The following is a 19621-nucleotide window of genomic DNA, read 5'->3' as shown; positions in this document are numbered from 1 at the left end:
GGGCTAATCGGCGAAAGTCCTTTGAAAAGGACTAAGAAACTGAAACTGGCTCCCAGTCTACTTCAGTAGACTTTCCGCGATTAGCCCGAAATTTATTTCAGGGCGAGAGCAAAACGAAGCGAAGGGGCTTTCCATACTTCTCAAACGTCCTCTAAGCAGCGACAGTTGTTTTGATTTCAACCGGATCAAGGTTCACTTCTTCGATGCGAACTTCGCCGTGAATTTCAAAGCTATTGAGATAGCTAATCGGATCATCCGGGTTGAACACTTTGCCATCGAACAAGGCGAAAGATTTACGATCGCCCTCATGGTCTGGGAAGCCGATTTCCCGCGCTGCACGACCATACAAATCAACGCGACGAACCCGCTCAGTGACCTCGATCCAGTTGCGTGGGAAGGGAGTAATGCCCCAGCGTGCAAGCTGTGTCAGAATCCATAGTCCTTCGACGCGACCGGGACAGTTTGCGTTGTCCACATGGAACTGGTTAAAGCGCAGCAAGTTCGCGGGAGCTTCACCCGTTCCCTTGTCGTAGGCATCAATCAACCCAGGGCGAGCAAATTCTGCTGCCGGACCGACATACTGAGGACGGGCTAACAGACTGAGAATTTCTTCGCGATTTCTGCGATCGTCACAGTATTCGCAAGCCTCAAGGAGTGCTTTTACCAACGCATTGTGCGTTTCTGGATGCTGATTCGTCCACGCTTCGCGCACACCTAGCACTTTCTCCGGGTGTCCTTGCCAGATCTCCATATCTGTTGCAATCACATATCCTGAACCTTCTTTCACCGCACGAGAGTTCCAAGGCTCACCCACACAGTACCCATCAATGTTTCCTGCCACCAGGTTCGACACCATTTGTGGTGGTGGAACGACTGTGAGTGAAAGGTCTTGGTCTGGATCAATGCCGCCCGATGCTAACCAATACCTCAGCATCAAATTGTGCATCGAAGTTGGATAAACCACGCCCAACGTATGAGCGCGATCCTGTGTGGTTTCGATGAACCGCTTAAAGTCAGACAGCGATCGTACCCTTTGATCTAGGAGCGATTTTTTCAGCGTGATTGCATTTCCATTTCGCGATAGCACCAGTGCTGTCGTAACGGGTTGCGGAGCATGACCACCATATCCAAGCGTCATCGCTAACGGCATTGCTGCAACCATTTGAGCGGCATCGAGTCTACCCGTCCGAATGCCTTCGGAAATGGCTTTCCAACTAGGTTCGCGGCTGAGCGTCACTTCTTCAAGTCCATGCTTCTTGAAGAAGCCTTTTTCTTGAGCAACAACGAGCGGCGCACAGTCGGTTAAGGGAACAAAGCCGATTTCGAGATTGACTTTCTCTAAGCCGTTTTTGGCGATCGCGATTCTCTCTTTCGTCTGACGTTTCTTTGCTCGTTTTTGCTGATTGAGGAAGTAAATCATCTCGTTTCGCAGAGCGTAGTAGCTCGGATGATTCACCACTTCCAATCGGGCGCGGGGGCGGGGAATCGGCACAGACAAGATTTGACCGATGTGTGCTTCGGGTCCGTTTGTTAGCATCACAATCCGATCGCTAAGCAACAATGCTTCATCCACATCGTGCGTCACCATAATGCAAGTCACATTGTTTTCTTGCGCGATCGACATTAACTGCTGTTGTAGATTTCCTCTGGTTAGCGCGTCTAATGCCCCAAACGGTTCATCGAGTAGAAGTAACTTCGGACGAATTGCCAGCGCTCTTGCGATCGCGACTCGTTGTTTCATCCCGCCCGATAGCTCTTTCGGCTTCTTATCGGCTGCGTGGCGCAGTCCCACCATGTCGATGTGACGCTCTACCACTTCATTCCGCTCAGATTTCGGAGCCTCTTTCATCACCTTTTCGACTGCCAGCGCGATGTTCTCGCGGACTGTCTTCCAAGGTAAGAGCGAATAGTTTTGGAACACCATCATGCGATCGGGTCCCGGTTCTGTCACTTGCCGACCTTCGAGAATCACGCCACCCGTCGAAGCTCGATCGAGTCCCGCAATAATGTTTAGCAGTGTGGACTTCCCACAGCCCGAATGCCCGATAAACGAAATGAACTCGCCCTGTTTGATCTTCAGTTCAATGTTCTTCAGTGCAATGTATTCGCCGCCATCCTTAAGCGGAAATACCTTATCAACGTGGTCAACTTCTAGGAAAACAGACATAGCAACTTAAAGGTGAAGGGTTTAGTGGTCAGAAGTAATGCGTGAACCGAGCCAGCCAACGAAGCGATCGAGCGCTAAACCGACTAAACCCACTAACAACACACAGATAATGATCTGGCTCATGCTGTCTTCGTTACCCGCGTTGTAAGCATCCCAGATTTTGAAGCCAATTCCACCTTCTGCTTTCAGCATTTCGGCAGCCACAATTGCTAACCACGCCAAACCAATCCCAATTCTCAATCCACCAAACACATACGGCACTGTAGACGGCACCAAAATGCTAAAGAAATACTCTTTACCCGATAGCTTCAGCACTTTCGCAACGTTGTTGTAGTCTTGCGGAATCTGCTGTACACCCACGGCAGTATTAATCACGATGGGCCAAATTGCAGTCACGAAAATCACGAAGATCGCAGCGGGGTTGTTATCTTGGAAAATCCCTAGCGAAATCGGTAACCATGCTAGCGGCGGAACGGTTCTAAGGACTTGCACGATCGGGTCTAAACCGCGCTGCATAAACTGGCTCACACCGAGCAATACACCGAGCGCCACACCCACGACAGCCGCGATCGAATAGCCTAAAGCCACACGCTGCAAACTAATCAGAATTTGCAAACCCAACCCTTTATCGGTACCACCATTGTCATAGAACGGATCAAGAATCAATTTCCAGGTTTGTTCTATGACTTTAATCGGTCCGGGCATTTTCGATTCTGGACCCATGCAGAGAACTTGCCAGATCACGAGAGCAACACCAACGCAAATCAGAACTGGGATCAGTAAGCTGCCATATTTTTTCAGCGCTTCTGAGGACTTAGACGATCGAGCGGGACGAAGAGAGGGGTTAATAGTCATGGAGGAGGAGGTTTTGGTGAAGGATGAACAGGGAAGGGCTTGAAGTTTAGCGTGTTTTAGGGATCTTCTCGCTTCGGTGTCAGTCCGCCCCGGAATGAAATTCGGGGCTAACAGTGCGAAGTTCGTTGAAACGGACTGAAGATGCTTGATTTGTCTTTTAGTCCCCTTTAATGGACTTCGTTCGATTAGCCCCGAATTCTATTCCGGGGCGGGAGCGAACGAAGCGAGAAATTCTAAAACACGCCTCAGCCCTTCGGAGTCACTTAGGCTTTCTTGATTTTCAAACTATCCAGGTAAGCTTTCGGATTTGCTGCATCGAAAGTCACTTTATCGAAGAAGGTTTCAACTCCACGCGATGCAGTATCTTTCGGAATTGCCGCTTCTTGCCCGATCAGTTTTGCAGCGTCTTGCCACAGATCCGATCGATTCACTTTGTCCACCAATGCTTTGACATCGGTATTGGCATCAAACTTGCCCCAGCGCATATTTTCAGTGACAAACCAGGTATCGTGGCTCTTGAATGGGAAGGAGGCACTCTCACGCCAGAACTTCATGAGTAAATCGCTGTTGGTTAAGACACGACCGTTACCCATATCAAACGTGCCTCTCGCCCGTTCGAGAATGTCATCCACCGGAGCTTTGATGTACTTATCAGCCGAAATGATTTTGCACATTTCTTCTTTGTTTTCGTCTTTGTCGCACCAGACTTGAGCTTCTTGCACGGCTGCCAACAATGCTTTTGCAGCTTTCGGATTCTTATCGACCCAATCTGCTCTCATTGCGAACGATTTCTCTGGGTGATTTCTCCAGAATTCGCCCGTGGTAATCGCGGTGTAGCCAATCTTCTTAGTGACTAAGCGATCGTTCCAGGGTTCTCCCACACAGAACGCATCCATCGTCTTAGTCTCCATGTTAGCGACCATTTGAGGCGGCGGAACGACGACGATATCGACATCGGTTTCAGGATTGATTCCACCTGCCGATAACCAGTAGCGCATAAACAAGTCATGGTTTCCACCGGGGAACGTCACCGCAGCTTTGAACTTTTTGCCTCCACTTTTCAACTCTTCGATTTTTGCTTTCAGCGGCGTGCTATCGACTGCAAGTTTCAAATCTGCATAGTCGTTCGAGATCGAGATACCTTGTCCATCCGTGTTCAACCGCGCCAAGATGTACATCGGGACAGGCGTGTTACCTTTGGTAATCTTACCTGCGCTTATGAAGTAAGGCATCGGGGTAAGAATGTGCGATCCATCAATTCCGCCCCGGTCTGAACCGAGTTCCAAATTATCCCGCACGACTGCCCAAGAAGTTTGCTTGGTCACGGACACATCTTTCATGCCGTACTTAGCAAAGTAGCCTTTTTCTAAGGCAATGATCAACGGAGCCGAATCGGTCAGTGCAATAAATCCAAGCTTGGCAGTCGTAGTTTCGGGGGCATCAGCTGCACTCACATTCACAGCGGGAGCCGCAGCGGGAGAGGAACCACTAGAAGCGCTTTTGTTCAGTCCAGTGCTACAACCATTGACCACCACTGCTCCAGCAGCGGTTGCACCAGCGGTGAAGAGAAACTTACGTCGTGAGAGATTAGACATTGAATCGTCCTTTGGGAAATGTACTGGGGAGTTAAGGGAAACTACAGCCGTTGCTGTGGTGTGGGAGCGAACAAACTTTAAGGGTTAGGCATCGATCACAATGCGACCCACGGGACGAGCGATGCAGGTGAGGATTTTTCCAGAAGCTCGATCGAGATCATCGAGGGCATCCGGATCACCGTCGTAACTGACTTCGCCTTCGAGTAATGTGCATTTGCAGCTTCCGCAAGTGCCCGATCGACAAGAGGAATCGATCGCAACTTCTGCTTGATCTGCGACATCCAGAATGAAATCAGCCTGCGTACAGGTCACTTCTTTTCCAGACTGAGCAAAACTCACAGTAGCAGGCGCTGCAACAACAGGTTCAGTTTTTACAACGGGCTGCGGACTCAGCACATACTCGAATTCTTGAAGGGTCGATTTACCGTTCGGCGTTTCAACTAAGGGACGCTCTAAGGTAATCAACGCAGCTTGAGCCGGACGCATCGACTCTGGCACGTCTGACCAGGGACGCGCTCCAAACTGCTCGGTCAAAATTTCGCTCAGAATCGGCTTGAGGTCTTCACAAGGAATGCTCTTTCTCACACAGGTTCCAAGTTCAGCGTGTTTGCCCACTTTTCCGCCCATGTAAAGGTCAACGCCTTCAACGGTGCGACCGTCCTTGCGAACTTTCGTGCCCATCAGTCCGATGTCTGCGACTTGCGGCTGTCCACAAGAGTTCGGGCAACCTGTCCAATGAATCCGAACGGGTTTCGGACAGTACAAATCTTGCTCTAGTTCTTGAATCAGCGCGACTGCCCGATTCTTGGTTTCAATCAGAGCAAAGTTACAAAACTGTGAACCTGTGCAAGAGACTAAAGCGCGAGAAAGAGCTTGAGGCTCGATCGAGAATCTTTTAACTAGTGGTTCTCTCAGCAGTGCTGAAACTCTCGAATCTGGAATATTCGGAATGATCACATTTTGTTCAACGGTAAAGCGAACTTCGCCACTGCCGTAAACTTCTGCAATTCGAGCCAAATCAAACAAGTCTTGAGCAAACATTCGCCCAACCGGAACGTGTAAGCCGACATAGTTTAATCCGGGCTGCTTTTGAGCATGAATGCCGATGTGATCGCGCTTGTCCCAGAGAATTTCATCTTTCGGAGCAGCGGGAATGAACGCATAGCCTAACTGTTTCTCAACGGCTTCCCGGAATTGATCTAAGCCCATTTCATCAATTAGCCACATCAAGCGGGCTTTTTGGCGATTGGCTCTCAATCCTAGATCGCGATATACAGTTAAGATAGCTTCGCAAACGGCAACCACATCACGCGGATCAACCCAAGCATTTAAGGGAATCGCCGCATCACAGCGTTTTGCGGAAAAGAAGCCACCGACGAGAACATTGAATCCTAACGTGCCATCTTTGTAAGCTGGAACGAAAGCGATGTCGTTGATTTCTGCATGAACGGAATTATCGCGGCAACCTGCGATCGCAATATTGAACTTACGCGGCAGATTGCTAAAGCTCGGATTGCCACGACCATTGTTCGTGATCATATCCTGCACTTTTCTGACCAGTCCGCGTGTATCAATCAACTCATCTGCATCAATGCCCGCGACAGGCGATCCGGTGATGTTGCGAACGTTATCCATTCCAGACTGGATGCTCGTCAATCCAGCCTGATCAAACTTGCGAAAAATTTCGGGTAAATCTTCGATCCGAATCCCGCGCAGTTGAATATTCTGGCGCGTGGTGATGTCCCCATTGCCGTCATCGCCGTAACGCTGTAGGATTTCCCCTAGCACGCGGGTTTGTCCACTGGTGAGAATTCCATTGGGAATCCGCATCCGCATCATGAACTTCCCCGGAGTGACCGGACGGAAGAACACGCCCAACCACTTCAAGCGATGATCGCGATCGGTTTCATCCATTGCTTCCCAGCCGAGCCGAGCAAACTGCTCTAACTCTGCTTTCACCGCAAGACCATCTTTCTCTGCTTTGAGTTTTTCAAACTTATTCAGGGTAGGCGCAGATGTGAGGGTGTCTGTCATGGGTTGAGCCTATAGATAAAGGTGTTCCAGAGCGAACACAAAAGCGGTCTTTTCGCAACCGTGATTCGGTGTAACGCTGACCGATGAAGTAAAGGTAATTGGGATTCCAGAGTAAATTCGTATCTATAGTTACAAAATATTTCGTAATATGACGTTTCTGCATAGACGCGATTCGCTTTCGTCATCTACCCCCAGAAATAGTAGATAGCGCGTACCTTAGAACAAAGAGCAATCGGAGAACACTATGCACCGTCGAACCTTTTTATCGTGGGCTTCTATGGGTTGGCTCATGAGTCGAATCCCGGCTGGACTGACTGCGTTTCTTGCGGCTTGTACGGGTCAGCAAAAGAGTGCAACTGGACTCGAAACGGTGGGCACGATCGCGGATTTGGATGCGAAAGGCGTTTTGCAAACGGAATCGCCTGCCCCAATTCTGGTGATTCGCAATCCGGCTGATTCAAAAACATTGATCGCCGTGAATTCGACTTGTACACATCAGGGGTGCTTAGTGGCTTGGAATGCGGAGCGAAAATTGTTCGTCTGTCCGTGTCATGGGGCGGCGTATGGAGTGGATGGCTCGGTGCAAAAAGCTCCAGCAACGAAGGCGTTGACGACGTATCCCGTTCAGGTGGATGGGCAGAATGTTCAGGTCAAATTAGGGTAATGCCCATTTGGGTAGAGGAAGGTCGATCGACATTGATCCACCGTTGAGTGAAGTCTAATTACTGGAGATTTGACCATGACTCAAGCAGCAACACAGAACGATCGCGCCCTCAGCAACCTCGAATATGACTTGCTAACGGCTCTTCAAAATAAAGCAGAAGCAGTAAAAGCATACGAAACCTACATTCAAGATGCCGAACAGCAACAATCTCAGCCTTGTGCTGAGCTATTTCGCAAGTTAAGAGATGCGGACATGCAAACGGCTCAAGAAATCCGCCATCATCTTCAACAAGTGATGCAAAACGGCAAGATGTAGGGCTTTTTAGGCGGTAGGGAGGAATTCTCTACCGCTTCAATGTAAAGATTGCAATTGATCGATGCTTTGACTGCAATTTGTGTTCGCACGATCGCTCAGTTCTGTGGCAAAGTAATTTTCAAGAACGAACAACGGGCGACGATCGTGCAAAAGCTGAGTGATTTCGAGATTTTAGAACAGGCAAACACTGCTGCAACGCTTCAGGATTGGGGACGGCTGAGTCAGGATTTACAGCAACTTCTCACCAGCGAAGAACAGTCAAAATTGTTCTCTGATCCGAACGCGACTGCTATCCTGCTCGATTTGGCAATGCAGGTTCTAGAGTGGGGCAGTTTTCAGGATCGATGGGACATTGCAAAGCTGTTTCCGAATTTTGGGATTGACGCGATCGCGCCTTTGATCGATTTTCTAAACGACGAAGAAGCTGATCCTGAAGCTCAATGGTTTGCTGTTCGGATTCTGGGAAGCTTTAACCATCCGCGTGTGATTGAAGCATTAATCGAATTGCTCAAAACATCCCAGAGTGAAGACCTTAATTCAATGGCAGTCTCGGTGTTAGCCAGCATGGGAAAAACCGCTGTCTCAGTGCTCGAAACATTGTTAGAAGAAGATTCGACCCGATTGTTTGCAGTTCAGGCATTGGGTCAAATTCGACGATCGGAAACAGTTCCGCTTTTGATGCAAGTGATTCGTGATCCAGAAGTTCAGATTCGAGCGATCGCGATCGAAGCCCTCAGCAGTTTCCATTCTGATGACATTACGACTGTTTTAATCGCAGCGCTGCAAGATGTTGCCGTTCAAGTCAGACTTGCAGCGGTGACGGGATTAGGATTTCGTTCGGATCGTTCAAACTTGGTCGGACAGCTTCGTCCGTTGTTGCTTGATTTGAACTTAGAAGTGTGTCGGCAAACTGCGATCGCACTGGGAAGACTCGGAACTTTGCAAGCCGCAACTGCACTCTATGAAGTTCTACAATCTCAACACACGCCGGAAAATTTAGCGATCGAGCTAGTTCGTGCTCTCGGTTGGATTGCGTTACCGGAAGCTTTGAACTATTTAGAGACTGCATTGTTACAACTCTCGCTGCCTGAAATGGTGCAACTCGAAATCGTTCAAACTTTGGGGCGAATTGATTCAGTTGAGTTGAAACCTCAAGCCACACAGATTTTATTGAATGGACTGCCGAAGCTTGAATCGGTTGGGATTCGACAAGCGATCGCGCTTTCTCTCGGTCAGTTGGGCGATCCTGATGCGATCAATGCGCTCGTTGCATTGTTAGCCGATACCGATGACGGTGTGCGACTTCATGCGATTTCAGCCCTGAAAACACTAGACGCTGAGCAACATTTGAAGCGATTAGCGCAGATTGAGCCAGAAGAATCTGAACTAGGGCGCGGAATTGCGATCGCGCTTCGAGAATGGCACTTCTAGATCAATTCCTGAAATACTCGAACTGCCTGAGCAAAATCGGTTTCAGCAATCAGAATGCAGCGTTGAAGCAGATTGATATCGAGTTGATCAAGTCCGGGTAGTTCACTACGACTAATCCGCTGATATTCGTTCTCGCGTAGATGATGAAGTTTCAAGACACCATCTTGCCAAAACCACACTTCAGGAACACCAAGAGCGCGATACCGTGCCAGTTTCTTCTCACCGCCGCTGGTAAAAACGACTTCGATCGATAAGTCAGGAATCGGCTTAAAGTTACCAAGACAATAAGATTGATCAGCTTGAGCAGAGACTTCTCCTGGTTTTTCCTGGTCTTTTGCCCCAGTTGGTTTGAATTCAATTCCCAAGCCCAGCAGAAAGGTCGTCAGTAGATAACCAACGATGTGTGAAAAGTATTCGTGATTTTCCCCAGGCATAATGATCTCGATCGTTCCTTTGTAGTAAGCCAGTCTCGCTCCTGGAGCTTCTTCAAATCCTTTCTGAATCAGCTTGAAGTGCTCCCAGGTTCCCGGAATGACAATCCGTTGATCGAGATTTTTCGATAAAACTTGCGTCATAAGTCATCCTGCGATCGCTTTGATTTATTCTCGCACAGTCTATTTCTTAAGACAGTCTGAAAACTATTGCTTTTGATTTGCTACGACCGTTCCAAAAGGCTGATGTAGCAAAGAATTAACCTCTTTATCGTGAAAGTTATTCGTGAGTACACATGAAATAACTACTATGGCTCTTCATAAGATTAAGGACTTTGATCCTGACTATCGCACTCATTTCGATAACAATGATGTCATTGGATTTGATTTCTACTCAGGTGACGAGAAAATCGGCTCAGTCGATGATGTTTTAGTCGATGATAATGGTTCATTCCGCTATCTCGTTGTCAATACCGGACTGTGGATTCTCGGCAAGAAAGTATTGATGCCGATCGCACAAGGTCGCATTAATTACGCTGATCGTCGAGTTTATGCAAATAGCCTCACCAAAACTCAAGTCGAACAACTCCCGGAATACAACCCGGATCATTTAGTGGATTACGAGCACGAAGAGCAAGTTCGCGGCGTGTATCGTCCCGCTGCAACGGGTGTCGCTGCTCCTGAAATGAGCTACGACCGCACTAGCTACGGATACGATCGCGATCCGGATCTCTATGGGTTTGACCATGATCAAAGCCTGCGCCTTTATCAAGAGCGCTTAATCGCCAGCAAGACCCGCCAGAAAACAGGTGAAGTCGCGATCGGTAAGCACATCGAAACCGACACTGCTCGTGTCTCTGTGCCGATCGAGAAAGAGCGTGTCGTGATTGAACGCACTCCGGTCACGGGTGGAATGCCTGTAGCGGTGGGTGAAGCAGATTTCCATGATGGCGAAGTTGCACGAGTGGAAGTCTACGAAGAAGTAGCGGACATTCAGAAAGAAGCGTTCGTGCGCGAAGAAGTGCGGGTGAAGAAAGTCGTCGATCGCGATGTCGTCACCGCAGAAGATCAAATCCGTCGTGAAGAGCTGGATCTCGATGTCGATGGTAGCCCCGTCGTAGAAAGAAAGCTCTAATTCTCAGTACATCAGAAGGGTGAAAGATTGATTTCATCCTTCTCTTCATCCTTCATTGCCACTATGACCCCACTTGATGAAACCCTGACCTCTGAAGTACTGACTCCCGAAGAAGCAATCCAGCTTCTAGAAGAGCGTTTAGTTGTGCGATCGCAGAAACGCAAAGTTGGTGAAATCGTCGTTCGCAAAGAGATCGAAACTCGAATGATCGAAGTTCCAGTGCGGCGAGAAAAGCTGATCGTGGAACGAGTTGAACCGGGTTACGAACGAATCGCAGAACTCGACATTGGTGAGCGCTATCCGAACGGCACGATCGCGAACGGACACAAGGCAGATGTTTCGGGTGAGTTCCATTCTCCTAACGTGGCGCGTGATTTGCTCGATGCGATCGCGAGAACTCCCGATCATAACTGTGCTGAAATCCGTATCGAAATTACTTTGAAGGACTCGAAGCACCAAGAGACTTATCAAGCTTGGTTCGATCGCTGTCGTAAATCTTAGAGGACACTACTATGACCACTCAAATTGACCTGCAATCAAACTCAACGATTGATGCGACTGAGCAACAAATCATTGAAGCGCGTCGATTGGCAGCTTGGGAACGCGATCGCGCTCAGATCGACGATTTCTTTAACGATCCAATGAAGTACGTTTCGACGTTCTGGCAAGAATATAAGCCGATCGTGTACATTCTCGGTGCAATTCTCGCTGCTTTATTCGCGCTGAATATTGTGTTTGGAATCATTGGCTTTGTGACTCACTTACCGATCGTCAGCGGATTGTTGGAATTGGTTGGACTGGGTTACACGGTCTGGTTTGTGAATCGCTATCTGTTGAAATCTGAAACGCGCCAAGAGCTTTCGCAGACGATGGAAGAAATGAAGCAAGACGTGATCGGCGCAACGAAGCCTGCTACGGATGAATTCAAAAATGCGATTCAGCCTGCTGTGGATGACTTTAAGAATGCGATCGGAGCTGAACAATCTCCGTCCTAAGAGGAATTTCGATTCGTTGATGGTTTTTTTATTCTGATCTCGTTGTCTTAAGGAAGCGCTGTATGTTGTTACAAGAAAAAGAAACAGGAAACTTAATCGAAATTATCGATGTAAAACTCCTGATTGATCCCAATGAAGATAAAGTCCCTGCCCGTGACCAAGCAGGACAAGAAGAGCAAGATCCAGAGAAGTACTCGAAAACTTCTTTGGTGTTCCCCTCTGGTGAATCACTTCCCCGCTGTTGGGTAGATGCTAACTATCGGAATAACTAGGTTTAATAGAATCTCCAACCGCAATGTTGGAGATTTATTTTTATCAAATTTAAGAAAATGATTCGAGACTGGCTTTTGCTACTGATGGAAATGCAGCGGAGGGAATCGCCTCGATCACTAGAGCACTGTATCGAACTGTGTCAGCGTCAGGGAGATTCGAGCGTTGATGCTGAATCTTGTACAGATCTAGAGGCATGTATGGCTCGGTATCGTCGCAGTCAACGCACAAAGCGATCAGCTACGCAAGCTTAGAGGATATTTAAGCAATTTTCGTTTGTTGCAACACCCGCCCTGAAATAGAATTTCGGGCTAATCGGCGCAAGTCCATTGGAAATGGACTAAGACCCCAAACCCCTTTCTGAGTCTACTTCAGTAGACTTTCGTCGATTAGCCCGAAATTCATTTCAGGGTGGGAAGCAATCGGAGCGAAGAAACTGTCCATACTTCCCAAAAACTTGCTCAAGTGCATTGACGGAACTCTACGTAATCGCGATCGATTGAAATAGAACAATCGCCAAAGAAATCGTGACCGAGTAGCCCTACATCGAGTGGACCGATCGACACCGGAACCTCTCGAATGGTGTTACCCGCGATCGCAATCGATTGCACTATTGCAATTTGCACCGTCGTCACGCCTGCGGCAGTCATCGCCTGAGTTTCTCCCACGACTCGCGCCCCCAGTCGCCGCGCCATTTCTTCTGTGATCATCGTGGCGGATGCACCCGTATCCACCATCATTTCAAAGCGTTGATTGCCGTTGAATGTCACATCGATGACTGGAATCCGATTTTTTCGGTATTTGATCGGTACTCGGATGCCTTGTTGTCTTTGAGCCGCGATCGAGGTTACTTCTTCGGGCGACATTCGACGATCGATGCGAATCCCTGGATCTTGGGCAGCAATTTTTTCTTTTCCGGTGTTCGCCGCTCGATATTCTGCTTTTTCGAGGGCTTGATTGAATTCAGATAACTTCTGATTCACCTGTTTGTGATTCGGATCGGATTTTGGAACTTGTTTGAGGGATGCGATCGCATTTTTCCACCGACTCGCGACCAATTGCCAATCCTCCGGAGATTGCGCCGACTGGCTAATCGTTCGAGCACTCGCGGCACGATCGAGCGCAGCTTGGTAAAAATCTTCCTGAGTCGGTTTCGTCGCTGGAGTTGGACTCGATTCAACCGGAGCAGCAACCACATTAGGCGATCGAGTTTGTCTAGATTGCATTCGACTACAACCGACTCCGATCGCTGCTGAAGTCGCCATTAACAGCGGTAGAATCACCCGCACACCAAATCTGAGCATAATCCCAACTTCCAAGGGTACATCCCGACCCTGTTAGAGTTCCCCCAAATTCTGTTCAAAAGCTTAGAGAGCACTTGCAACTCGCAACGGACGTGATAATAATGATGAGATCTTTGTAGTTGCTCTTGTTTATGTCCTCTGCTCAACCTGCCTTACTTGTGCTGGCTGATGGCACAACTTATTGTGGTTATTCGTTTGGTGCGACGGGAACCACGATCGGAGAAGTCGTGTTTAATACCGGAATGACGGGTTATCAAGAAGTCATGACCGATCCGAGCTATCGGGGTCAGATTGTGACATTTACTTACCCCGAACTGGGAAATACAGGCGTGAATTCGGATGACGAAGAATCGGACGCGCCACACGTCCGGGGTGTGATTGCGCGAAATATTTGTGAACGTCCGAGCAATTGGCGATCGACTGAATCGCTCCCGGATTATCTAAAACGTCACAATCTTTTAGGAATTTACGGGATTGATACTCGTGCCTTAACGCGAAAACTGCGATCGATCGGTGCGATGAACGGCGGTATTTCGACTGAGATTCTCGATCCGGCTGAACTGCTCGAACAAGTTCAAAGCGCTCCGAGTATGGCGGGATTGAACCTGGTGCAAGAAGTCAGCACAACGAAAACTTACGAATGGTCAGAAAAAACCGAGACGATTTGGGAATTTAGCGCGAATCCAACCGAAGGTGAGCAGTTTACGGTCGTCGCGATCGATTTTGGCATCAAGCGCAATATTCTACGTCGATTGGCAAGTTACGGCTGTCGGGTGGTCGTTGTTCCGGTGAATACGCCGCCTGAAGAAATTCTCAAACACAATCCGGATGGCATTTTTCTCTCAAACGGTCCGGGAGATCCTGCCGCAGTGACTGAGGGCATCGAAACTACGAAAGCACTCTTACAAGCTGAAAAGCCTGTATTTGGTATCTGTATGGGACATCAGATTCTCGGCTTATCTCTGGGCGCGGAAACGTTTAAGTTGAAATTCGGACATCGCGGATTGAATCAGCCCTGTGGTTTGACGCAACAGATTGAAATTACCAGTCAAAATCACGGATTTGCGATCGATGCGGATTCTCTGCCAGATGCTACCGTTGAGATCACTCACTTGAATTTGAACGATCGCACCGTTGCCGGATTGCGCCACAAAACGCTTCCCATGTTCTCGGTGCAGTATCATCCAGAAGCGAGTCCAGGACCCCACGATGCCGATTATCTATTCGAGAATTTCGTCAAATCCATGCGCGAAAACAAAAAATAGCAAATCTGGCTGCAGCGGTGTATACTGGAGCGTCGAATTAAAAACTAGATTTCAACGCGGTAGGAGGGGGCTATTCCTGAGCAACTAACCCTAACAGTCAGTCTTCGAGGCACACGCGAAGTTAGGGACAACACATACCAACTCTTTCGCCTCGTAGGGCAACTCGATGCCTTTTCGGAACCGACCTTTCGGAAGGTGCTGACGAAATGTGTTGAGGATGGTCCTAAACACGTCATTTTAGATCTGTCTAAAATCGATTTTGTGGACAGTTCTGGCTTGGGCGCATTGGTACAAGTTGCCAAAAAAGCGCAGCAAGCCGAAGGGACACTCCAGATTGTGACGAACGCTCGTGTAACCCAGACGGTAAAGCTCGTTCGCTTAGAGCAATTCTTAGCGCTGCAACCGTCGGTGGATCAAGCGATCGAGAACGTTCAATCTGCTTAGAGGATGTTTGAAAAGTGTCGTTCATTGCAGGGTCCCGCCCTGAAATAGAATTTCGGGCTAATCGGCGCAAGTCCATTAAAAATGGACTAAGAACCTGAAACTTGCTCTTAGTCTACTGAAGTAGACTTTCCGCTCATTAGCCCGAAATTCATTTCAGGGCGGGAGCGCAACGGAGCGAAGGAACTATTTATACTTTTCAAACACCCTCTTAAGTCGAATTCAATCAGGAAGAAACCGCTGTCCTGTCCGACGGATAGTCGGTTTTTTCGTGGTCTGCTAGGATAAATAAGCTTTGAACATTGTGCGGAGTTGGAGAAAATGTGATCTCATCGAATGAGCTAGGGATTTTGGACATATCTACGGCTTTGCCTGTACCTTCCTCGTCTGAGATCCAGCGGCTTTCTCCGGCTGCACTCGCCTATTTAGGGGATGCAGTTTACGAACTGTATATTCGACGGCGTTGTCTCTTGCCACCCAAGCGGTCTGAGATTTATCATCAACAAGTTGTGTCACAAGTGAGGGCAGAAACTCAGGCATCCCATTTACGATCGCTCATGCCCCATCTAAGCGAGTCTGAACATGAGTTCGTTAAACGTGGTCGAAATGCTGCCGTGAATCGCCCAAAACGACTTGACCCCGAAATTTACCAAAACGCCACCAGCCTAGAAGCTCTCATTGGTTATCTCTACCTGACCGACCCAGATCGTTTGTTTGAATTATTAGGGTTTCTCAACCTTCAATAAAAAATCAAGATAGTAGAACGCAAAAATTGCTATCGAGCCTCGCCTGTTTTTCCGACTCTCCACCAGGACAAAAATTACTATGGCTAATCCGAATAACCGCAATGCCGACTCACAAGGTCGGTCAAATCGTGACTTTGGCGGTAAAAAACCAAATTTCAAAGGTAAGCGATCGAGCGCTCCAAAACGCCGTGATTTCGATCGCGATTCTCAAGGCTCTTCTGAAAAACGGAATTTTGACGGGGATCGCCGCAGTTTCGATTCTGAAGCTAGACGCGATCGCCCCGAACCAAACGGTGAACGACGCTACGAGCGCAAAGAAAGAAGCTTCGATCGTCCCAGAACCGAGTCAAAGGGTCGATTTGAGAAGCGTGACAATGGCGAAAAACGAAACTTCGATCGTCCTAGAAGCGAGTTCAACGGAGAGCGACGAAATTCTGACAATGGCGAAAAACGGAGCTTCGATCGTCCAACTAGAGGCGAATTTAACGGAGAGCGGCGAAATTCTGATCGTCCGAGAGGCGAATTTGGTGGGGAGCGGCGGAGCTACGATCGCGATGAGAAACGGAGCTTTGATCGTCCGAGTAGAGGAGAATTTAACGGCGAGAAACGGAGCTTCGATCGTCCGAGTAGAGGAGAATTTAACGGAGAGCGGCGAAATTCTGATCGTCCAAGAGGCGAATTCAATGGCGAGAAACGAAGCTTCGATCGTGGCGAGAAGCGGAGTTTTGACCGTCCCAGCAGAGGTGAATTTGGTGGGGAGCGGCGGAGCTACGATCGTGGGGAGAAACGGAACTTCGATCGTCCGAGAGGCGAATTTAATGGAGAGCGTCGGAGCTACGATCGGGACAACGGAGAAAGACGAAGCTTCGATCGTTCGCGAATGGACTCGAAGCTCGATCGCTTAGCTGAACAAGAGCGCTCTGATATTCCTCGGCATTTTGTCGCACACGATGAACCGTTTGAAAGCAACGAAGCACCCGATCTGATCTATGGTCGTCATCCGGTATTGACCGCAATGCAAGGTGAGCGATCGCTAAATCGAATTTGGATCACCGAAAAACTGCACTACGATCCCCGCTATTTATCCTTGATTAATCAAGCCAAAGCGAACGGAACCGTGATCGACGAAGTGACACCCAAACGACTCGATCAGATCACACACGGCGCAAATCATCAGGGGATCGCAGCACAAATCGCAGCTTACGAGTACACTGATCTTGGTGATTTGATTGTTCGAGCGAAAGCCGCTACAGATCAGCCCGTGATTGTAGTTGCAGATAGCATTACTGATCCTCATAACTTAGGTGCGATCATCCGGACAGCAGAAGCTTTGGGAGCGCAAGGAATCGTGATTCCGCAACGTCGCGCTGTGGGTGTTACCTCAACTGTGATGAAAGTAGCGGCAGGCGCGATCGAAAAAATTCCAGTGGCTAGAGTCGTCAATCTAGCCCGTGCCCTGGAAGACCTCAAAGCCGCTGGATTCTGGATCTATGGCACCGCTTCCGAATCGAGCCAACCTGTTCACACTGTCAAATTTGCCAAGGCTTCGGTGTTGGTGATCGGAGCAGAAGGGGAAGGTTTAGGATTAATGACGCAGCGCGGATGTGATGTACTGGTTTCGATTCCACTACATGGCACTACGCCCAGCCTCAATGCCTCGGTTGCAGCAGGAATGGCACTGTACGAAGTGTTCCGTCAACGGTGGGAAAACACGATTCACCTGGACGGATTTAAGACATCGATCGGATTGAAAAATCAAGTGTGACGGAGTATAAAGAAACTTGAACTCCGATTTTTGGAGCGTCAAGTACAACAATCTCCCAGCATTCTGTTGCAAGATTGAATGATGCGGCGATCGTCTGTTCCGCTCTGACAATGTTCGCTCCTGTTTGCAGGTAGTTCTTTGATTGAATTAGCAAGCTTATGAATGAACTCTTGACAAGTTTCCTTAGCGCGATCGGTTTTGCTTGGTGGGCTGAAGTGACCACAGAGAACCCCCGATGCGTCTACTATTTCGGTCCGTTTCTCAGCGAGAAAGAAGCAAAATCTCATCAAGGTGGCTATGTTGAAGACCTTGAACGGGAAGGTGCGACGAGCATTAAGGTTAATATTAAGCGGTGCAAGCCGTCGGATTTGACCATCTACGATGAGAAGGCGGACGTGGGGTTTAAGCCGATGAACGGTGTGCTAAGCGGTCAATACTAAGATTCAAGCTTGTTCTAGAACTCCGATTTTTTCTCAAAGGTCGGAGTTCTTTTACAAAGAAGGGGATCATTTAGTGCCAAGCTTCAGGATGTCGATCGAGCCATTCATCTACATCCGCTAACATCTGGTTTGGAATTTCCCACGGCAGTAAGTGCGCTGTCTTCGGATAGACCTTACATTCACAGTTCGTTAGCTGTTCGGCTGTGTGGACGCTAGATGAGGCATTGATATGTCGATCGTGCTCTCCTGCTAACATCAAGACTGGACAAGTAATTTTTTCTAAATCTTGAACTCGATAAGCGCCTTGTCTCAGTGCCGCCGTTAGTGCTCGATTGGCTGCGGGTGAAGTGTTGAGAAAGGCATAAACAGCATCGCTGGCAATGTAGCGGTAGGTTTCTGGCGTGTGTTGTTGGATGAGATGGCGGAAAAGCGATCGCTTGCCAAATGTCTCAATGTTCCACTTCCAGCCCGGTTTGATGATGTTTAACAGTGCTGCGATCCCAGTGTAGAGATTGTCCTGAACGCTAATTTTCGGATGATCACCCCACGGACGCGCAGACGTGCCAATGAGAATTAAACCGCTGACTTTTTCAGGAAATCTAGCGGCAAGTTCTAGCGCGACAATTCCACCGAGTGACCAGCCGAGGATCAAAGCGCGATCGATGCCGTAGCTATCCAATACGCCTTGAAGATCATCCAAGTGATCCAGCATGACGAAATTTTCGCGAGTTTTTGATTGACCATAGCCTCTGAGATCTGGCGCAACTGTTTGAAATCGTTTTGATAAATGCTGTGTAAAAACGCCCATACTGCGACCTGATCCGGGATGCCCGTGGAGACATACGATCGGATAGCCGCTTCCATCAATCCATACCTTCAAAGAAAATCGATTCATCTCTACTTCCAAATCTCGATACCTGAGACTCGCTCTTCGTTATGATTAGAAGCGAGTACTCGCAAACAAACTGGTGTTATGGCAACGGAAGAAACCAAGCCTCAAGGCGAATCGGAACTCCCACCCACGGTCACGGATACTGTGCCCGATGTGATTAAGGAAAATATCAGCAGTGAATCCGAACCTACTGCCACAACGATCCCAACCGCAAATGCGCCTGATCCCACTGCCGTAAACGATGGAGATAATCCTAACGCAGCGAAGCCCAAAGCTGGTAAACCTGGGAAAGATACGCCAACCGATGAAGCGCTAAAACCTGCCAAGGAAAAGAAAGCAAAGGCTCCGGGCGTTGAGGATAAGCCGTTTGGTGATTTTATTCAGCAAGATTATCTGCCTGCTCTGAAGCAAGGATTAGAGAAATTGGGAACGCGATCGCTAGAGCTGCATTTCGAGAAGCGCAAGATTCCGATCAAGGGATACGACCAAGCGCCGGAATGCTGGCAAGTGATTGGAAAATGGCAACCGAGCTATAAACAATTGCGCGAGTTCAATATCTATTTCTTTGATGAAAACATCAATGGTTTAAAAGGGTTTGCGTGTGCAGAGGGCGATCGTTTGAGCACAATGGAATCTTTTCTGATTGATGAACGAAAAGTGTCATTGGATTTGCTGGTGTTTGGAGCCGTTCAGCGGTTGAATGGTCAGAAGTGGCTGGCGTTGAATTAGATTGAAAACGAAGAACGCCCTCGATCGTGAATGTGCGATTGGGGGCGTTTTGTTTGCGAATTGGCGAAATTTCCATTGGGGAGGGGTCGATCGCGCAACCATTGGGTAGAGATGTTAGGTATAAAGGCGAAGTGGGCTGAAATAGAG

21 protein-coding genes are annotated in these 19621 nt (G+C 48.5%); 14 read left to right on the top strand and 7 right to left on the bottom strand.

What is annotated here, in order from left to right:
• Positions 1 to 151 precede the first annotated feature (151 nt).
• The 4 genes from NIES2104_RS09785 to NIES2104_RS09770 form a co-directional block, all read right to left on the bottom strand.
• Positions 152 to 2167 (bottom strand): nitrate ABC transporter ATP-binding protein, encoded by a 2016-nt coding sequence (locus NIES2104_RS09785; RefSeq protein ID WP_058998044.1) that lies wholly within the window; start codon positions 2165 to 2167, stop codon positions 152 to 154.
• A gap of 21 nt (positions 2168 to 2188) precedes the next feature.
• On the bottom strand, positions 2189 to 3022 hold the full coding sequence (gene ntrB, locus NIES2104_RS09780) for a nitrate ABC transporter permease (protein ID WP_058998043.1): 834 nt from the start codon (positions 3020 to 3022) through the stop codon (positions 2189 to 2191).
• A gap of 263 nt (positions 3023 to 3285) precedes the next feature.
• Positions 3286 to 4617: a CmpA/NrtA family ABC transporter substrate-binding protein gene (locus NIES2104_RS09775; protein WP_058998042.1), complete on the bottom strand. Its 1332-nt coding sequence runs from the start codon at positions 4615 to 4617 to the stop codon at positions 3286 to 3288.
• Between the two features lie 84 nt (positions 4618 to 4701).
• Positions 4702 to 6651 carry a ferredoxin--nitrite reductase gene (locus tag NIES2104_RS09770; protein ID WP_058998041.1) on the bottom strand — a complete coding sequence of 650 codons (1950 nt, stop codon included), beginning with the start codon at positions 6649 to 6651 and terminating at the stop codon, positions 4702 to 4704.
• Positions 6652 to 6940: 289 nt separating this feature from the next.
• Here NIES2104_RS09770 and NIES2104_RS09765 point away from each other — a divergent pair, with 289 nt between their 5' ends.
• From NIES2104_RS09765 to NIES2104_RS09755, 3 genes are all read left to right on the top strand, one after another.
• Entirely contained in the window at positions 6941 to 7315 is a 375-nt protein-coding gene (locus NIES2104_RS09765; RefSeq protein WP_202815043.1) for a ubiquinol-cytochrome c reductase iron-sulfur subunit, read from the top strand.
• Positions 7316 to 7390: 75 nt separating this feature from the next.
• Positions 7391 to 7630, top strand: a complete 240-nt coding sequence (locus NIES2104_RS09760) for a hypothetical protein (RefSeq protein WP_058998039.1) — start codon at positions 7391 to 7393, stop codon at positions 7628 to 7630.
• A gap of 48 nt (positions 7631 to 7678) precedes the next feature.
• Positions 7679 to 9061 (top strand): HEAT repeat domain-containing protein, encoded by a 1383-nt coding sequence (locus tag NIES2104_RS09755; protein ID WP_063270204.1) that lies wholly within the window; start codon positions 7679 to 7681, stop codon positions 9059 to 9061.
• On the opposite strand, the gene NIES2104_RS09750 is transcribed toward NIES2104_RS09755, so the two are convergent.
• Positions 9058 to 9636 (bottom strand): Uma2 family endonuclease, encoded by a 579-nt coding sequence (locus tag NIES2104_RS09750; protein WP_058998038.1) that lies wholly within the window; start codon positions 9634 to 9636, stop codon positions 9058 to 9060. The genes NIES2104_RS09755 and NIES2104_RS09750 overlap by 4 nt on opposite strands.
• A 166-nt stretch (positions 9637 to 9802) precedes the next feature.
• Here NIES2104_RS09750 and NIES2104_RS09745 point away from each other — a divergent pair, with 166 nt between their 5' ends.
• From NIES2104_RS09745 to NIES2104_RS09730, 4 genes are all read left to right on the top strand, one after another.
• Positions 9803 to 10627, top strand: a complete 825-nt coding sequence (locus NIES2104_RS09745) for a DUF2382 domain-containing protein (protein WP_058998037.1) — start codon at positions 9803 to 9805, stop codon at positions 10625 to 10627.
• 63 nt (positions 10628 to 10690) lie between these two features.
• On the top strand, positions 10691 to 11128 hold the full coding sequence (locus tag NIES2104_RS09740) for a DUF2382 domain-containing protein (protein WP_058998036.1): 438 nt from the start codon (positions 10691 to 10693) through the stop codon (positions 11126 to 11128).
• A gap of 11 nt (positions 11129 to 11139) precedes the next feature.
• Positions 11140 to 11622, top strand: coding sequence for a CAAD domain-containing protein (locus tag NIES2104_RS09735; protein WP_058998035.1), 483 nt, complete (start codon positions 11140 to 11142; stop codon positions 11620 to 11622).
• 62 nt (positions 11623 to 11684) lie between these two features.
• Complete coding sequence (locus NIES2104_RS09730; RefSeq protein WP_058998033.1) at positions 11685 to 11894, top strand: hypothetical protein; 210 nt, start codon at positions 11685 to 11687, stop codon at positions 11892 to 11894.
• Between the two features lie 459 nt (positions 11895 to 12353).
• On the opposite strand, the gene NIES2104_RS09725 is transcribed toward NIES2104_RS09730, so the two are convergent.
• Positions 12354 to 13196: a TIGR02281 family clan AA aspartic protease gene (locus tag NIES2104_RS09725; protein WP_058998031.1), complete on the bottom strand. Its 843-nt coding sequence runs from the start codon at positions 13194 to 13196 to the stop codon at positions 12354 to 12356.
• 131 nt (positions 13197 to 13327) lie between these two features.
• Between NIES2104_RS09725 and carA the strand changes: the two genes are divergently transcribed.
• The 6 genes from carA (at position 13328) to NIES2104_RS09695 (ending at position 17853) form a co-directional block, all read left to right on the top strand.
• Complete coding sequence (gene carA / locus NIES2104_RS09720) at positions 13328 to 14461, top strand: glutamine-hydrolyzing carbamoyl-phosphate synthase small subunit (RefSeq protein WP_263970938.1); 1134 nt, start codon at positions 13328 to 13330, stop codon at positions 14459 to 14461.
• A gap of 72 nt (positions 14462 to 14533) precedes the next feature.
• Positions 14534 to 14905 carry an STAS domain-containing protein gene (locus NIES2104_RS09715; RefSeq protein WP_058998029.1) on the top strand — a complete coding sequence of 124 codons (372 nt, stop codon included), beginning with the start codon at positions 14534 to 14536 and terminating at the stop codon, positions 14903 to 14905.
• Between the two features lie 347 nt (positions 14906 to 15252).
• The gene (locus tag NIES2104_RS09710) at positions 15253 to 15648 is read left to right on the top strand and encodes a Mini-ribonuclease 3 (RefSeq protein WP_263970937.1); all 396 of its coding nucleotides are present in this window, start codon (positions 15253 to 15255) and stop codon (positions 15646 to 15648) included.
• Positions 15649 to 15749: 101 nt separating this feature from the next.
• Positions 15750 to 16553: a hypothetical protein gene (locus NIES2104_RS32655; RefSeq protein ID WP_058998027.1), complete on the top strand. Its 804-nt coding sequence runs from the start codon at positions 15750 to 15752 to the stop codon at positions 16551 to 16553.
• Positions 16529 to 17413 (top strand): 23S rRNA (guanosine(2251)-2'-O)-methyltransferase RlmB, encoded by an 885-nt coding sequence (rlmB, locus tag NIES2104_RS32650; RefSeq protein ID WP_082689955.1) that lies wholly within the window; start codon positions 16529 to 16531, stop codon positions 17411 to 17413. Before NIES2104_RS32655 ends, rlmB begins: the two co-directional genes overlap by 25 nt.
• A gap of 170 nt (positions 17414 to 17583) precedes the next feature.
• Positions 17584 to 17853 (top strand): DUF1816 domain-containing protein, encoded by a 270-nt coding sequence (locus NIES2104_RS09695; protein ID WP_304608003.1) that lies wholly within the window; start codon positions 17584 to 17586, stop codon positions 17851 to 17853.
• A gap of 70 nt (positions 17854 to 17923) precedes the next feature.
• Here the strand turns inward: NIES2104_RS09695 and NIES2104_RS09690 are convergent, their stop codons facing one another.
• Positions 17924 to 18748, bottom strand: a complete 825-nt coding sequence (locus tag NIES2104_RS09690; RefSeq protein WP_058998023.1) for an alpha/beta fold hydrolase — start codon at positions 18746 to 18748, stop codon at positions 17924 to 17926.
• Positions 18749 to 18826: 78 nt separating this feature from the next.
• Here NIES2104_RS09690 and NIES2104_RS09685 point away from each other — a divergent pair, with 78 nt between their 5' ends.
• Positions 18827 to 19474, top strand: coding sequence for a DUF2996 domain-containing protein (locus NIES2104_RS09685; protein ID WP_058998021.1), 648 nt, complete (start codon positions 18827 to 18829; stop codon positions 19472 to 19474).
• Positions 19475 to 19621: the final 147 nt, after the last annotated feature.

Origin of the sequence: Leptolyngbya sp. NIES-2104, assembly GCF_001485215.1 — a bacterium.
GTDB lineage: Bacteria > Cyanobacteriota > Cyanobacteriia > Leptolyngbyales > Leptolyngbyaceae > Leptolyngbya.
The sequence above is the reverse complement of the archived record's forward strand: the minus strand, read 5'-3'. Positions and strand labels throughout refer to the sequence as shown.

Coding starts and splice junctions, on each gene's coding strand:
- NIES2104_RS32655 (WP_058998027.1), top strand. CDS start 15,750: ATGCCGACTCACAAGGTCGGTCAAATCGTGACTTTGGCGGTAAAAAAC.
- NIES2104_RS09745 (WP_058998037.1), top strand. CDS start 9,803: ATGGCTCTTCATAAGATTAAGGACTTTGATCCTGACTATCGCACTCAT.
- NIES2104_RS09750 (WP_058998038.1), bottom strand. CDS start 9,636: ATGACGCAAGTTTTATCGAAAAATCTCGATCAACGGATTGTCATTCCG.
- NIES2104_RS09690 (WP_058998023.1), bottom strand. CDS start 18,748: ATGAATCGATTTTCTTTGAAGGTATGGATTGATGGAAGCGGCTATCCG.
- NIES2104_RS09725 (WP_058998031.1), bottom strand. CDS start 13,196: ATGCTCAGATTTGGTGTGCGGGTGATTCTACCGCTGTTAATGGCGACT.
- NIES2104_RS09770 (WP_058998041.1), bottom strand. CDS start 6,651: ATGACAGACACCCTCACATCTGCGCCTACCCTGAATAAGTTTGAAAAA.
- NIES2104_RS09760 (WP_058998039.1), top strand. CDS start 7,391: ATGACTCAAGCAGCAACACAGAACGATCGCGCCCTCAGCAACCTCGAA.
- NIES2104_RS09765 (WP_202815043.1), top strand. CDS start 6,941: ATGAGTCGAATCCCGGCTGGACTGACTGCGTTTCTTGCGGCTTGTACG.
- carA (WP_263970938.1), top strand. CDS start 13,328: ATGTCCTCTGCTCAACCTGCCTTACTTGTGCTGGCTGATGGCACAACT.
- NIES2104_RS09685 (WP_058998021.1), top strand. CDS start 18,827: ATGGCAACGGAAGAAACCAAGCCTCAAGGCGAATCGGAACTCCCACCC.
- ntrB (WP_058998043.1), bottom strand. CDS start 3,022: ATGACTATTAACCCCTCTCTTCGTCCCGCTCGATCGTCTAAGTCCTCA.
- NIES2104_RS09730 (WP_058998033.1), top strand. CDS start 11,685: ATGTTGTTACAAGAAAAAGAAACAGGAAACTTAATCGAAATTATCGAT.
- NIES2104_RS09785 (WP_058998044.1), bottom strand. CDS start 2,167: ATGTCTGTTTTCCTAGAAGTTGACCACGTTGATAAGGTATTTCCGCTT.
- NIES2104_RS09775 (WP_058998042.1), bottom strand. CDS start 4,617: ATGTCTAATCTCTCACGACGTAAGTTTCTCTTCACCGCTGGTGCAACC.
- NIES2104_RS09740 (WP_058998036.1), top strand. CDS start 10,691: ATGACCCCACTTGATGAAACCCTGACCTCTGAAGTACTGACTCCCGAA.
- rlmB (WP_082689955.1), top strand. CDS start 16,529: ATGGACTCGAAGCTCGATCGCTTAGCTGAACAAGAGCGCTCTGATATT.
- NIES2104_RS09735 (WP_058998035.1), top strand. CDS start 11,140: ATGACCACTCAAATTGACCTGCAATCAAACTCAACGATTGATGCGACT.